This is a genomic window from Pseudomonas sp. A0308 (assembly GCF_044218815.1).
In the GTDB taxonomy this organism is placed as follows: domain Bacteria; phylum Pseudomonadota; class Gammaproteobacteria; order Pseudomonadales; family Pseudomonadaceae; genus Aquipseudomonas; species Aquipseudomonas iridis.
In genome coordinates this window covers 6,376,043-6,391,841 of record NZ_CP162581.1, presented here as the reverse complement: position 1 = coordinate 6,391,841, position 15,799 = coordinate 6,376,043, and the positions used below count along the sequence as shown (strand labels likewise).

General features: G+C 54.9%; 9 protein-coding genes and 1 pseudogene. 7 read left to right on the top strand and 3 right to left on the bottom strand.

Annotated elements, in window-relative coordinates; all coding sequences use genetic code 11:
• Positions 1-2: 2 nt before the first annotated feature.
• The 3 genes from AB4P92_RS29600 to AB4P92_RS29590 form a co-directional block, all read right to left on the bottom strand.
• Entirely contained in the window at positions 3-1,973 is a 1,971-nt protein-coding gene (locus AB4P92_RS29600) for an ATP-dependent endonuclease (RefSeq protein WP_102879538.1), read from the bottom strand.
• 328 nt (positions 1,974-2,301) lie between these two features.
• Positions 2,302-3,450: a beta family protein gene (locus tag AB4P92_RS29595; protein WP_157815126.1), complete on the bottom strand. Its 1,149-nt coding sequence runs from the start codon at positions 3,448-3,450 to the stop codon at positions 2,302-2,304.
• 2 nt (positions 3,451-3,452) lie between these two features.
• Positions 3,453-4,664: an ImmA/IrrE family metallo-endopeptidase gene (locus tag AB4P92_RS29590; RefSeq protein WP_102879539.1), complete on the bottom strand. Its 1,212-nt coding sequence runs from the start codon at positions 4,662-4,664 to the stop codon at positions 3,453-3,455.
• 523 nt (positions 4,665-5,187) lie between these two features.
• Here AB4P92_RS29590 and AB4P92_RS29585 point away from each other — a divergent pair.
• The 7 genes and pseudogenes from AB4P92_RS29585 to AB4P92_RS29555 all read left to right on the top strand — a co-directional run.
• Positions 5,188-5,357 (top strand): annotated as a pseudogene (locus AB4P92_RS29585) (IS66 family transposase); the annotation flags it as partial.
• Positions 5,358-6,827: 1,470 nt separating this feature from the next.
• Entirely contained in the window at positions 6,828-8,567 is a 1,740-nt protein-coding gene (locus AB4P92_RS29580) for a dipeptidase (protein WP_395598659.1), read from the top strand.
• 191 nt (positions 8,568-8,758) lie between these two features.
• Positions 8,759-9,106, top strand: coding sequence for a DUF4190 domain-containing protein (locus AB4P92_RS29575; RefSeq protein ID WP_042559277.1), 348 nt, complete (start codon positions 8,759-8,761; stop codon positions 9,104-9,106).
• Positions 9,107-9,121: 15 nt separating this feature from the next.
• Positions 9,122-9,574 carry a DUF805 domain-containing protein gene (locus AB4P92_RS29570; RefSeq protein ID WP_042559278.1) on the top strand — a complete coding sequence of 151 codons (453 nt, stop codon included), beginning with the start codon at positions 9,122-9,124 and terminating at the stop codon, positions 9,572-9,574.
• Positions 9,575-9,848: 274 nt separating this feature from the next.
• Positions 9,849-11,102: a multidrug efflux RND transporter periplasmic adaptor subunit MexE gene (gene mexE / locus AB4P92_RS29565; RefSeq protein WP_395598658.1), complete on the top strand. Its 1,254-nt coding sequence runs from the start codon at positions 9,849-9,851 to the stop codon at positions 11,100-11,102.
• A 15-nt stretch (positions 11,103-11,117) separates the two neighbouring features.
• Positions 11,118-14,309 carry an efflux RND transporter permease subunit gene (locus AB4P92_RS29560; protein WP_042559280.1) on the top strand — a complete coding sequence of 1,064 codons (3,192 nt, stop codon included), beginning with the start codon at positions 11,118-11,120 and terminating at the stop codon, positions 14,307-14,309.
• Positions 14,306-15,727: an efflux transporter outer membrane subunit gene (locus AB4P92_RS29555; protein WP_395598657.1), complete on the top strand. Its 1,422-nt coding sequence runs from the start codon at positions 14,306-14,308 to the stop codon at positions 15,725-15,727. The genes AB4P92_RS29560 and AB4P92_RS29555 overlap by 4 nt, the downstream gene beginning before the upstream one ends.
• Positions 15,728-15,799: the final 72 nt, after the last annotated feature.

Genomic DNA, 15,799 nt, shown 5'->3' with positions numbered 1-15,799 from the left:
GATCAAAGCACTGGCGGTGCGGGTGGTACAGGTGGCGCTAGACGGGCAGCAATGGATGTCAGAATCGCCCGCAACTCCTCTGGAGCGCCTGCTGTTAAATCCTGGGATGTCTGCGCACTAAGAACACGGACGTGCGTGCTGGGCTTACCACGCCCAAGGAAAAGATAGCGATACCATCGCAAGAGTTGATCTTGGTCTGCACCATAGAGGTAGCCTTGACCTTCGTCGCCCAGCACCGCCGTACGTGGGTCACCCCGTTGCGACGGCCCCAGTCGACCGGGCTCAAGAACCTGGTACGCAGCAGGAAAGGCACGCATCATCGAATAATCAAGATCCAGAGGAGAGCAGAAAAACACGTTGAATCGTCGCAATGAAGTGGCCCAGTTAGTCAAACCGACGAAGTCTGTTATTAGGTGCGTATCAAAGACAGCCAGATTTGATGCAGGCCCCGCAGGGTCTGGCTGTGCGAAGATTGCCTGCGGCGAAACACCATTTTCTAAAAGTTGGGCGCATGCTGTCTTGATGCGGCCCCATCCGCCGCCGTCACGCCCCCAATCAAGATCGAGGAGCGTCGCGTAGGGGATGTCGAGATCAGCCAGGAGACGCCACAGATGATTGACGTGCCGCCCACCGAGGGGAACGACGGCAACGAAGGAACGATCTATGTCGAAGCCCATCGCCTCGGCGAGGCGTGGCAGCACCACTTCTTCGGTGGCGCCCTCCCCAAGCACCGCAAAGCGGGCGAAGTAAAGCTCAGGGTAGGTGCGGACGGCCTCTCGCACAAATTTCGATGCTTCCTCCTGACCGATCGGTAACTTAATAGCCCTAACCCGGGCAGTTCGGCTGGCTGGGTCGAGACGGAAATGCCTGACTTGCGACGGATCAACTCGCGCAAGAATGCTCGCTGAATGACTAGAAATAACCGCCTGAGCTCGATTCCCGCTCGTTAAATCTTCGATTTGCCGAACGATGCGTGAAAGGTAGAAAGGAGCGAGATTGTTCTCCGGTTCCTCGACCGCGATGAGCGTCAATGCAGGCAGAGGCACTCCGCCAGGCTGGAATCCAGCCGCCTCCGGGTCATCGGCGATACCGCCCTCGACATCCAGCGTTGCTGCCGTCATCGCTAAATGAAACAGCGAACGCTGTCCATCGCTCAGCTCGTCGAGCGCGCGCTCACGGCCTGCTATATCGGGATGGAAAACTACTTCGACCTTTCGGATGAACTCCTGAAAACGCAGGTCGACTGGCCGAAACAGTGGAGTCGTTTCAGTACCTGCGTTATGGACCTCTTGCCAACGTCGCTGCACAGCGGCTGCAACGAGGTCGACAGCAGGCTCACCGGCGAAGGCGCCATTCAGTGTGGCACCGGCTTCGGAGAATGTGTCCCGAACACCCTGAGACCAGTTGATTGCACGCCATAAACGTCCACGCAGAAAGGCCGTTACTTGGGATGCGCCATCGCGCGATGCGGGCACATAGATCATCTGGATGCGATTGCGGTCGATAGCCTTCAGCTCAATGCAATCAGCCTCGTTGAATTCTCCGAGGTTACGAACTGCGCGATATTTCTGCTCAATGAACCCGTCAAGTGATCCGTCATCTGTCCAGGTTGCTTCAAGCCTAAGTCGACATTTCAGCCGGCCTGCTTCGTCGGCGGCCATCTGGTTGAAGAACTCCGGAATAGCTACCCCATCACCTCCATTTTCCAGTTCGGGAAAAGCGATGATTGCCTCAAGCACAAAGGTACGCTGGACCGGCGCAGCAGTCTCATCGGCGGGAATATGAAAGTCATGGAGCCTCAGACGCCGATGCTCCCCGGTGATGCCGAAGAGCCGCTGAAGCGCCTGCATCACCGCGGTCTTGCCTGCACCATTGACGCCTATGAATGCCGTGAGACCGGGCGTGAGATCAATCGTCAACGCCTCAGGACCGAAGCATCGGAAATTGATCAGATTGAGCCGCTCAATGAACATATCTATACGACCTCCAGACTTGGAGTCTCGATTGTTTGGTGTAGTCGCTTGATGGTCAAGTGCGGTACCGATAGATCGATCGATTAATCGGTAAATACTCAACTCAGACCGCTGAAAATCATTCCAGGCCTTGTTGAGCCAATAGACATTGGCTTCGTTCAGGCATACTGGTGTTGCCGTTGGAAGCTATGAAGCCGTCTTGTACTTTAGCCATCACACGCAAATCCAGATATAATCGCAGAAGCCCCCCTAAAGATGCTCCGTTTGAGCAAGAAACTCAGCACCTCTAAATTTATTATTAATATTAGAACGCCTTAAAAAACTCAAATCAAACACCAGCAACTGATCTAGCCTCAACAATAACACGCTGCCTTTTAAACTCTTCAACTTCCTTCAAAACATACTCAACATGGTGAGTAGTATCAATAGCAATCCACTTTGATGCCAACCCTCTAAACGCCCAGTGGCTACAATCTAGGAGTTCTTTGTCACCCCAGCTAAATTCCGGCCCTTCATAATATCCAGAATCGATAATTTTCTGGGCAAGGCCATAGTATTGACCACCCTTCTCACCAGTTTTTAATTGATAGCCTCGGGCGATAAAGTAGCCATCCTGAATGGTATATCTAATTTTACCGTTCTGATTGCCTGCCCCACCCGATACTAGAGAGCCAGGACCCCTCACACCATAATCGGAAAAACCTACATCTTTAAAGCCTTGCAGAGAAACAATACTTTTCCATGCAAGCATTTCTTTGCGAGGAACTGTTTTCTCTGTGCTCGGTAATGGAACAACCGAGGAAATATAAGCACCTATTGAACAACCCGAGACGACAAATTTTTGATGCCCAGCACGCCTAAAAATTTCAATTACACGCTCGGCCTGCGTGGTTATTTTTGGGATCTCATACTTTGCGGATGTGACATCACCAAAATCGATCATAACTGCTGTCGCACGAGGATCATAGTTAAGAGTAGCTGCAATATCTTCCAGCCTGGCTAAAAACTCATCTTCCTCGGCCATCTCTTCCGCAGAGTCAACATTCATCACAAGCCTAAGAATGACCTCCTTATCTGCCTTGTGAGTTAATCCTTTGAATGCGTATACATATATCGGATCATCCCAACGCATACAATCCACAACGGGAGTAACTCTCACTCCAAAATGTTCTGCTTGCTTACAAAAAAACTGGATTACATGTTCACCACCTTCAGTCTGGGCGTTAGGCGCCCATAGAGGCAAATCTACATAAGCATCCCTGTGCTTCCATACTTTAGAGATGGCATGAGCAATATTTGTAAGAAACGCTTCTACAACTGAGACATTCTTTCCTTTAAACTTTTCCTTGTCTTTGTCTGTAATCTGAGGTACGTCAAACCAAGGCTTAAGATTGTTCCTTGTGCTCTCAAAAAGGCAGCCTAACGCGTCTAACTCTCCTTCTTTAGCCTTGAGTATTGGAATATAAGTTGATTGCATTTTCATTCACCTTCTGAAGTATTAAAAAACAAACGTCTTACATCCCCATGCCCGATCAGGTCATTGTACAACTGATAATTTTCCGTCTCCCTTCTTATCCTACCCGCGATAATAGAAGGATGAATTTTAAGCTCCCTTGATAGCTTATCTATATTTTCACGACTTGGAGCAAGGCATGCCTCGCTACGCCGCCATAAAATACGGGGAATAAACGCCTCTCTAGCAAGGCGGTTCGCTTCGGCTTCTCTCTTATCTTCAGATGTAGCATCCAAATCATCGAGAAAGGTTTCATTTTTTCCTACGTGCTTCCACAAATGAGCAAGCTCATGCAACAGCGTAAACCAAAAATTATCCAGCCTATCATGACGTAATGTCATACCAATTATAGGTTGTCCATCTACATCCTTTAAAGCTGCCCCATCCAACAATGTGCCCTTCAAATGAGGCTCCACTATCAGGGCGATACCACTTTTTTGCAAAAACTCTACCGCCAGCAAAGGCCCATTATCAAACCAGCTTAAGCGAGCAACTTCTTGTAAAAAAGAAGCTGACATGACACTTTCACTAAAAACACCGATTGAAGATTTTTTTTCACGAGACTTCTGAATCACCCTTACAAGCCATGCATAAAGAGCATATTTAGTTGTGGGTGAATAAGCATCCCCAGCAAGTGAGCGTTTGAAAGCCGTATCCCCGAACTGCCATCCAATTTGAGATATAAACTCTTGAACAATATCCTCAGTTGAGCGCGATACTTTTCCAGCAAACTTTTGGATCCACCCCCTTGCAATCATCTCCTTAACGGGAAATCTGGACCAATCAATGTCATTTTTTGTTTTTTGGCTTTCAGAATCACCCACACCTATAAGTGTTTCTGCTGAAATACCTAACCCGATTGAGATGGCTCTGATCATCGGGACAGTTAATGGTCTTTTCCTCGACAATATCTCTGAAACTCTACTTCGCGTTCCAAAATAGGGTATAAGATCGGCCTGTTTATACCCTTTCTCTTGCATACGAAAAATAATGGCATCAACGGGATCAGGTAGCTCCACGGGATAGCGTTTGCTCTCATATGCCTCTATCAGCACGATAAGTAACTCAAGACGCTCACTGTTTTCAGATCCAGGGGTCGGCATAAGAGTCATGAGCTTATGGAGTTCATCCAAGTAAGCTCTATGCTGCTCTTCTGTGCGAATTACCCTAGTATCCATTTGCATCTTCTATATTTACCAAACCGGTGATCAAAACGACTTTTTGCGGAAAGCTCACAAACACCTCTATAACATGCAGCCCTGAAGACACTGAAAAACGGTATTTACCAGAGCCTATTTCTAGTGCCTTTGGGAATTGCGTCAAGACATCCCCAGGTCCGGCCCACGCCGCATGGCACACCTCTGAAAGCCAGGCTGACACCCAAAGATCTGTAGCCCTCTCTCGCCCCCTAAGGCTTTCGAGCTTGTCCCTACCAAAAAGATACATAAATGTGTTCCCAATTTGGGATTAGAATACGTCGGAAAGCGGCCATCGTCAATTTATATTCCCAATATGGGAACACGGCCAAGTCATGGCCTTTTACCATCGCTATTCGTTTTAGCAGAACACATGCTCCTTTAGGAAGACCCCCCGCACCCCGCTTAGTTAATATTGCTTTTGTGGAGGCTTCAGCCGTGTGCTGGGAAACTCGCATGCACGGTTCTTAGGGGGTTGGATGAGGGTAACCGTGCCTGACAACCCGACAATCAGATCCGGCCGTGGGCGCGGAGTCGCAAGAATTGGCCACTTGACGGCTCACTGCCCAGCGACAAACGAGCGGTAGCGCTCATGAGTCTGATCCAACCGGCACGGTTCAACGGGCATGACCCGTATGCCATCTGAAGGATGCACTCACGCGCCTACCGACGTAGCGGGCGAGTGATATTTCCGAGTTGCTACCGCACAGATGGTAACCGGCTTAGTTACGCAAGACGGAGGCCCGGACGCATACCAAATCACCAAGGTTCACCAGGGACGAGCCCAATGCTTCTCGCAGGTCGTGCCTGATGACCCATTACCCTGATCGGCGGCCTTGGCGCTCATACACCACTGGCTGCTTGCATTGAAATTTTCGGGCAAGCAACGCCCGCCTGATTTCACTATTCTGTGCCCTAGGCAGCACCCATTGGTGAAGACGGGGCGAAACTAGGCGCTTTACAGTCAATAGATATTACCGCGATGCCACAGTTCAAGGAGCAGGAAAAGGCTAAACTTTGGCTCACTCAGTTTGACAACAAGCCAGCTAACCTCGCAATCGCTGAGAAACTGTTGGATTCGGTCAACTACTGTCCTGTCGTTGAGCTCAAAAGCAGCCTGATCAAGCTACTTCGCCAAAAACTCCCACTTAAAAGCGGCTCAAGGCCGCTATTTCCGTAGCTTCCAGGCGTTAAGTGGGCCTTAGTGGAAGCAAATATGGCGCAGCGGACGAGACTCGAACACAACCAAGCCTCTCAAATGGTAAAGCTATTAAGATCCAAGATATCCGTGGGAGTAAATGTGGGAGTATTTTTCAGGCATGAAAAAGCCCAACCTTTTCAGATTGGGCTAAGTCATTGAATAATATGGTCGGGACGGAGTGATTCGAACACTCGACCCCTAGCACCCCATACCTGGGGTAGGCAGATATGCACGGGGCCAAGGCGGAAATACTCTAAGAGTTGAGATCCTTGGCGCGGCCCAGGTTGCCAAATTCCTGTGCTTCGCACGCAGTTATCGCATAGGGGCCGAAACCGACCTGCTCCGATTAGGCTTGGTGCACCTCACCGCTCATGCCGGCGTCATTGTTGAAAGCCCAGCTGTCCCCCAAGCCCCATCGGCACACAGTGGTTGCGCATCTTGCGGATTGGCGTGATGCCCGAGGTTATGCTCGAGCACAGGCATTGGGCGCCACCGCACCGCTGGCCGCTATGGAAGTGGCCGATCAAACCTTCATCTCAAACAACCCTAGACTTATTTACGCGAAGAAACCTCAAGCCCACACCGAAGCCCAAACGAAATACACTGATCCAGGCACTGCCAGACTTGAGGCCGTTGGAAATCGCCGTTCGCGATCGCTTGTACACCCGGTGCGAACGGGGGCAAAACTGGGGGCACAATTCTATTTTTTCAGGCTGTAACTACCGCCCTAGAGCCCAGTCAAAATGTTTTTTGGGGATCCGGATAGTCTCTAAGAACGCCCCCGCGCGCGACCTGCAAACTTTGCGTCGCTTTTGCATTTCTGTGCGACAGATCCCGTTTCAGGGGTGCCGCAATGCAGCATTGCAGTGGTAGTTTGTAAGGGCATGTGTCTCAGCACTGAGACACTCTTTTATTAACTGCACTGCCAAGGAATGCTCTTCGTAATGAATTTCCCTTTCAAGAAACTGGCCGCCACCACGCTGATGCTGGCCGGTCTATCTGCCTTCATTGCGCCCGCGCAAGCCAACATCACCCCGCAGCAAAGCGCTGAAATCCTTAAGAGCTTCAGTGCCGACACGATTACGGATTTCCGGCAGTTCCTCGGCAGCGTGGCCAAGAGCAATCTAGCGAAAACAGCCAGTATCGGTCCTGCCATTGGGGCCTTCCTCGACAACAAGACTCTGACGGCTGAGCAGCAAAACGAGATCTATCGCCTGCTCGGCATCTACGCACGCGTGAAGTACAGCGCGGCAGCCACTGAGACTCTGCGCGAGTTGGTGGAAATCCCGACCTTTCGCAAGGACGGCGTTGCCCAGCACGACAATCCGGAATTCATCAAGATCGCAGAGAAGATCAAGGACCTGGCCAAGTCTTTCAATCTGAATTTCCGCAACATCGACAACCGTGTTTACGAGATTTCCCTCGATGGTTCCGGCGATGAAGTGGTCGGCATTCATGCGCATGCCGATGTGGTTCCGGTGACGCCGGAGAACTGGGTATTGAAGGACGGTACTCGTCTCGACCCGTTCAAGATCACTCTGATCGGCGATCGCATGTATGGCCGCGGGACCGAGGATGACAAGAACGGCATCGTAGTGACGATGTATGCCATGAAGGTAATCAAGGAAGAAAAGCTGCCGCTGGCACGTAATTTCAAGCTGTTGGTCGACACCACCGAAGAAACCACTGGCGACGCGATCCCCTACTACTTCGAGCGTAACCCGACGCCCAACTACAACCTGGCGCTGGATGGCGGTTACCCGGTGGTGATTGCCGAGAAAGGTTACGGCACCGTCATGGCCAACTTTGCCAAGCGCAAGGCTGAGGGCAAAGGCGCGGAAATCATCTTGATGACCGGTGGCCTGGCGACCAACCAGATTCCGTCGGCATCTGTCGCGACGTTGATTACGGACAAACCTGCCGAACTCGTCGCAAGCCTGCAAAAGGCCGGCGCCGAGTATGCCAAACGCAATGGCGGCAACTTCGAGATCAGCGCCAAAGCCGATGGCAAAGACGTGAAGCTGACGGTCACCGGGGTGTCCGCGCACTCCTCCGAGCCCGAATCAGGGGTCAATCCGGTGGCGCGTATGCTCGACTTCATCAATAGCCTTGATGGCAAGGTCGCGCTCAAGCACAACCACATTACTGACGCCGCACGCTACGCCGCCGACAACTGGGGGCTGGATTACCTGGGCAACAAGCTGAATGTCGGTTTCTCCGACGCCTTCATGGGGCCGCTGACCACGTCGCTGACCTACGTCGCAATGGATGACAAGGCCTTTAAACTGGCGGTCAACCTGCGCGTGCCGAAAGGCAAGTCGCCGGAAAAACTCAAAGCCGAAATCGCCGAGAAACTGGCGGCGTGGAGCAAGAAAACCCATGTTGCCGTTGCCTTCGATTATTCGATCGCCGAACCGATGTACCGCAATCCAGAGGGCGAGTGGGTCAAAGCGCTGCTCGCGGTGGCCACTGAAAATCTGGGCATGAAACACGAGTTCGGCACTTCCGCCGGTGCGACTTCGGTGCATGAACTGCCCAACGGCGTGCAGTTCGGTCTGGCCCGGCCAGAGGTCAAATACACCGGTCACACCGACGGTGAATTCAAGACCGTGGAACAATTCCAGCTTGATCTGCAGATCGTGACGGAAATGATTGGCCGGATCGGTCAGTTGCCGAAGCTCTGATGCACGCGTGGCGAGGGATCGAACTCCCTCGCCACCGCTCACAATCCCCCGCAACGCAGTTCCAAAGCACTGTTTTCAACAGCCATGACGGGTAATGGCAAAGTGCCGAATGACAAATTTGGTAATAAAGTTTAACTTAGCGCGCCCCGCCAGATGGAAGGTCGGGTTTCAGCACTCAGTTAAGGAAAACGATGGCAATGGTCTATTGTCGTGCTTGCGCCAAGGAGCTTCACGAAACGGCGCTCAACTGCCCCCAATGCGGGGCTGTCCAGCAGGCCCATGTGCCGCAAACGCAAGCCGAAACACCCTGGCTGGCCATCGTTTCACTGATCTTCGGGATTATCTGCGCACTCACCCTGTTTGATGACTCCGAATGGGACAGTGAGACGATCCTCGGCGTGGGGGTTTTCTCCATCGCAGGTCTCGCTTGCGGCATCACCTGCATCAACCAAAAACACTCAGGAAGAAACCTCGCGATCGCCGGCATTGTTTTGTCAGGCCTTACTGCGTTCGTTTTGCTCTGTCTATCGATTGAATAATTTTAGGGAAAAAATATGAGCATGGTTTTCTGCCGCGGTTGCGCCAAGGAAATAAGCACTTTGGCCGTGGCTTGCCCACAGTGCGGGGCGCCTCAAGCCACCCAACAGTCCTACCCAAGTGGCCCAGCCATTACAACCGGTAACCCGTACGTCGAGGCGTGGAGAAACTACGTCGTATTCCGCGGCCGCGCCACTCGCCGCGAGTACTGGATGTTCTTTCTGATCAACCTGGGAATCTCTTTTGGCATCATCGCCATTGATGCCATGCTGAACACCAAAGGCATGCTGTACAACCTCTACAGCCTCGCGATCCTCCTGCCATCGATCGCAGTAGGTGTCCGTCGCATGCACGACACCGATCGCAGCGGCTGGTGGTTGCTGCTGCCTATCGTCAACCTGGTGTTCCTTGCGCAAGACAGCCAGCCGGGCCCGAATCGTTTCGGCGAGAACCGTAAAGGCAACAACTGATACACATCGGTATATCGCTGAACGAGACGGCCTTCATGGCCGTCTCTTTGTTTCTGAAACCCCTCCCCCTACGAGTAGCTGCACCTTTACTGGTCGCGTAAAACAGAATTGCCATCAATCCGATTGATAGCCCCCTAACGAAAGGTGCATGCTAGAGGGCTCGCTCGGGGCTTATATCATTCCGAATGATAGTTACCTTTGCCTCATTCGATTCGTTTGCTAACTAGCCGCCGAGCATCATCCGCCCATCTTCAATACTTGGCGGATGCATTCCATGGAACAGTCACTTAAACATTTGCGCTTCCCGTTGGCCTTGCTGGCCGTACTGGTGATGAGCGCTTGCGGCAAAAATCCGGAAACCGCAACCGCCCCCCCTGCTGCCAAAGTCAGCGTGGCCAAGGTGCTGGAACAACCGGTCAACGAGTGGGACGAATTCACCGGGCGCCTCGAAGCGCCGGAAACCGTTGATATCCGCCCACGGGTTTCTGGCCAGATCGATCTGGTTGCTTTCACTGAAGGCGCACTGGTGAAGAAAGGCGACCTGCTGTTCCAGATCGATCCGCGTCCATTCCAGGCTGAGGTTCGCCGCCTCGAAGCCCTGGTTGCTCAATCACGCGCCAACGCCACTCGCAGCCAAAACGAAGCCGCCCGAGGCGAACGTCTGCGTGCCAGCAACGCAATCTCTGCCGAACTCGCCGACTCGCGTACCAGCGCCGCACAAGAAGCCCGCGCCGCCGTTGGCGCACTGCAAGCGCAACTGGATCTGGCCAGGCTGAACCTGAGTTTCACCCGCGTGACCGCACCCATCAGCGGCCGCGTCAGCCGTGCCGAAATCACCGCCGGCAACCTGGTAACCGCCGACACCACGCCACTCACCAGCGTGGTTTCTACCGATAAGGTCTACGCCTACTTCGACGCTGATGAGCGTGTATTCCTCAAATACACCCAACTCGCCCGTCAGGGGCAGCGCGGAGCCACCACCCCGGTGTACATGGGTCTGTCCAATGAGGATGGCAATCCGCACCTGGGTCAGATGAACTTCATCGACAACCAGGTCAATCCGAAAACCGGCACCATCCGTGGTCGCGCGGTGTTCGACAACAGCGATGGCACTTATACCCCGGGCCTGTATGCACGCCTGAAACTGGTAGGCAGTGGCACCTACGACGCCATGTTGATCAACGACGAAGCCGTCGGTACCGATCTGGGCAAGAAGTTCGTGCTGGTGATGGACGCGGACAACAAAACCGTTTACCGCGCCGTTGAACTCGGCCCGAAAATCGAAGGCCTGCGGATCGTGCGTAGCGGCCTGAACAAAGACGACACCATCATCGTCAAGGGCCTGCAACGCGTACGCCCTGGCTCACCGGTGACGCCTGAAGTCGTCCCGATGGCCAGCGAGCAAACCATCGCGGCACTCGCTCAACAACGTCAAGCGCTGGAAGCCAGCAACCTGCCTAAAGTCACGCCTGCCAAAGGCGCGTCCGGTTCGGTTGCGAAGCTGGCCGCTACGACCCCACGCGGTTAAGGGACGACAACTCCGATGAATTTTTCCCAATTCTTCATTTCACGGCCGATCTTCGCAGCGGTGCTGTCGCTGCTGATCCTGATCGCCGGTGCGATTTCGCTGTTCCAGTTACCGATCAGCGAATACCCGGAAGTCGTGCCACCGACCGTGGTGGTGCGTGCAAACTTCCCGGGCGCGAACCCAAAAGTCATCGGTGAAACCGTGGCGGCTCCTCTGGAGCAAGCCATCACCGGCGTCGAGAACATGCTGTACATGTCCTCGCAATCGACCGCTGACGGCAAGATTACCCTGACCATCACCTTCGCCCTGGGCACTGACCTGGACAACGCGCAGGTGCAGGTACAAAACCGGGTCACCCGGACCGAGCCGAAACTTCCCGAGGAAGTGACACGCATCGGTATCACCGTCGACAAAGCTTCGCCTGATCTGACCATGGTTGTGCACTTGACCTCTCCGGACAAGCGTTACGACATGCTCTACCTGTCCAACTACGCAATCCTCAACATCAAGGATGAGCTCGCTCGTCTGAGCGGTGTCGGTGATGTGCAACTGTTCGGCATGGGCGATTACTCGCTGCGTGTCTGGCTTGATCCGAACAAAACCGCTTCGCGCAATCTGACCGCTACCGATGTGGTTACCGCCATTCGTGAACAGAACCGCCAGGTAGCCGCCGGCCAACTGGGTGCGCCCCCTGCCCCGACTGCACAGAGCTTCCAGCTGTCGGTCAACACTCAGGGCCGACTGGTCACCGAGGAAGAGTTCGAAAACATCGTCATTCGTGCAGGTGACGACGGTGAGATCACTCGACTCAAAGACATCGCTCGCATTGAACTGGGTTCCAGCCAGTACGCATTGCGTTCGCTGCTGAACAACCAGCCGGCGGTGGCGATCCCAATCTTCCAGCGTCCAGGTTCCAACGCCATCGACATCTCGAATGACGTTCGGGCGAAAATGGACGAGCTGAAGAAAGGCTTCCCGCAAGGCATGGATTACAGCATCGTCTATGACCCGACGATCTTCGTGCGCGGCTCGATCGAAGCAGTGGTTCACACCCTTTTCGAAGCGCTGATCCTCGTGGTCCTGGTGGTGATCCTGTTCCTGCAAACCTGGCGCGCCTCGATCATTCCCTTGGTGGCGGTGCCGGTATCGTTGATCGGTACGTTTGCGGTGATGCACCTGTTCGGCTTCTCACTCAATGCCCTGTCGCTGTTCGGCCTGGTGTTGGCCATCGGTATCGTGGTGGATGACGCCATCGTGGTGGTGGAGAACGTCGAGCGAAACATCGGACTCGGACTCACACCGGTCGAGGCGACCAAGCGCGCCATGCGTGAGGTGACCGGCCCGATCGTTGCCACGGCACTGGTGCTGTGTGCGGTATTTATTCCGGCGGCGTTCATCTCCGGCCTCACCGGTCAGTTCTATAAGCAGTTCGCACTGACCATCGCAATCTCGACCGTGATCTCGGCGTTCAACTCGCTGACCCTGTCGCCGGCACTGGCCGCTGTATTGCTGAAAAGTCATGACGCACCGAAAGACCGCTTCTCCAGAGTGCTCGACAAGATCTTCGGTGGCTGGCTGTTCCGCCCGTTCAACCGCTTCTTCGAACGTGCCAGCCATGGCTACGTCGGCACGGTGGCTCGGGTTATCCGCAGCAGTGGTATCGCCCTGATCTTGTACGCAGGCCTGATGGTGCTGACCTTCTTCGGCTTCTCGCACACCCCGACCGGTTTCGTACCCGGCCAGGACAAGCAATACCTGGTGGCTTTCGCGCAATTGCCGGACGCCTCGAGCCTGGATCGCACTGAAGACGTGATCAAGCGCATGTCCGATATGGCGCTGAAACAGCCGGGCGTGGAAAGTGCAGTAGCGTTCCCGGGCCTGTCGATCAACGGCTTCACCAACAGCCCGAACGCCGGCATCGTGTTCGTGACCCTGAAACCGTTCGACGAACGTAAAGACCCGAGCATGTCCGCCGGAGCAATCGCCGGCGCCCTGAACGGCCAGTTCGCGAACATTCAAGAGGCGTACATGGCGATCTTCCCGCCGCCGCCGGTACAAGGTCTGGGCACCATCGGTGGTTTCCGCCTGCAAATCGAAGACCGGGGCAACCTGGGCTACGACGAGCTGTACAAAGAAACCATGAACATCATCAACAAGAGCCACAACGTGCCGGAACTGGCTGGCCTGTTCACCAGTTACACCGTGAACGTGCCGCAGGTCGATGCAGCGATCGACCGCGAGAAAGCCAAGACTCATGGCGTGGCGGTCAGCGACATCTTCGACACCCTGCAGATCTACCTGGGTTCGCTGTATGCCAACGACTTCAACCGTTTCGGACGCACTTACCAGGTCAACGTTCAGGCTGAGCAACAGTTCCGCCTCGAATCCGATCAGATCGGTCAGCTGAAAGTGCGTAACAACAAAGGCGAAATGATCCCGCTGGCGACCTTCATCAAGGTCAGCGACACCTCGGGCCCGGATCGCGTGATGCACTACAACGGCTTCATTACCGCAGAAATCAACGGTGCGGCAGCCCCCGGCTACAGCTCTGGCCAGGCCGAAAAAGCCATCGAGAAACTGCTCAAGGAAGAACTTCCGAACGGCATGACCTACGAATGGACCGACCTGACCTATCAGCAGATTCTGTCCGGCAACACCGCACTGTTCGTGTTCCCGCTCTGCGTACTGCTGGCGTTCCTGGTACTCGCGGCTCAATACGAAAGCTGGAGCCTGCCACTGGCGGTGATCCTGATCGTACCGATGACCCTGCTGTCCGCCATTACCGGGGTGATCATCTCTGGCGGCGACAACAACATCTTCACCCAGATCGGACTGATCGTACTGGTGGGACTTGCGTGTAAGAACGCGATTCTGATCGTCGAGTTCGCCAAGGATAAACAGGAAGAAGGCCTCGATCCGCTCGCAGCGGTACTGGAAGCCTGCCGTCTGCGTCTGCGGCCGATCCTGATGACCTCCTTCGCGTTCATCATGGGTGTGGTGCCACTGGTGTTCTCCAGCGGTGCCGGTGCCGAGATGCGTCACGCGATGGGTGTGGCGGTGTTCTCCGGGATGCTCGGGGTGACCTTCTTCGGTCTGTTGCTGACGCCAGTGTTCTACGTATTGATTCGTAACTTTGTCGAACGCGGCGAAGCCCGCAAAGCGGCCAAGGCGCACTCTCTTCAAAAGCCACTGGAGGCGCAACAATGAGTCTGAAAGTCTTCCTGCCGAGTCTGCTGGTGCTGGCCCTGAGCGCCTGCGCCGTCGGCCCCGACTACAAGACCCCGGCGACGGAGGCGGCCAACATCACGACCGCCACCGACGGCGCCAACGGTCAGAATAACTTTGACCGTTCGAAGTTCGAAGGCATCTGGTGGCAGCAGTTCGACGATCCGACCCTCAACCAGTTGGTGACGCAATCGCTGCAAGGCAACCGTGAATTGCGCGTGGCGTTTGCCCGCTGGAAAGCCGCACGGGCGATCCGCGATGACGCCAGCAATGACATCATGCCGACCATCACCAGCCGCGCCAGCAGTGATCTGGCCAAGGGGCAAATCCCCGGCCAGACCACCAATCGGGTCAGCAGTGAACGCTATGACCTGGGCCTGGACATGGCCTGGGAGCTGGACCTGTTCGGGCGCATCCAGCGCAATCTGGAAGCCAGCGATGCCGATCAGCAGGCCGCCGAAGCCGATCTGTACCAACTGCAAGTCACCATGATTGCCGAACTGGTGGACGCCTACGGTCAACTGCGTGGCGCACAACTGCGCGAAAAAATCGCGGTGGCCAACCTGAACAACCAGCAGGAATCACGCAAGATCACCATCAGCCTGCGTGATGCCGGCGTTGGCGATCAGCTCGATGTCGAACGTGCCGATGCGCGTCTGGCCTCGGTCGAAGCCAGCGTGCCGCAACTGCAAGCCGAGCAGGTTCGGCAGAAAAACCGCATCGCCACCCTGCTGGGTGAGCGTCCGGACAAACTGACCGTCGACCTGAGTCCAAAAGACTTGCCGGCAATCGCCAAGGCCTTGCCAATCGGCAACCCGGGCGAGCTGCTGCAACGTCGTCCGGACATTCTCAGTGCTGAACGCCAACTCGCTTCAGCCACAGCGCGAATTGGCGTGGCGAAAGCGGATCTGTTCCCACGGGTCAGCCTCAGCGGCTTCCTCGGCTGGACGGCCGGGCGTGGTTCGCAGATCGGTTCCTCGGCGGCCAATGCCTGGGCACTCGGCCCGAGCATCACCTGGGCAGCATTCGATCTCGGCAGCGTGCGAGCGCGTTTGCGCGGTGCCGATGCGGATGCCGAGGGCGCGCTGGCGACCTACGAGCAACAAGTGCTGCTGGCACTGGAAGAGTCGGAAAACGCCTTCAGCGACTACGGCAAACGTCAGCAACGCCTGATCTCGCTGATCCGCCAGAGTGAATCGAGCCGCAACGCAGCCGACTTGGCAGAGATTCGCTATCGCGAAGGCACCACAGATTTCCTGGTGCTACTCGACGCCCAGCGTGAACGGCTGAATGCCGAAGACAGCCAGGCCCAGGCCGAAGTGGATCTGTATCGCGGGATTGTCGCGATCTACAAAGCCCTCGGCGGTGGCTGGCAGCCGGAGACGGTCGCCAGCAAGTAACCATTGATTGTTAAAGAGCTCCTTTGGTTGGCCGCAACCAACCAATTTTTTGCCCCGCGTATCATTCGGTCG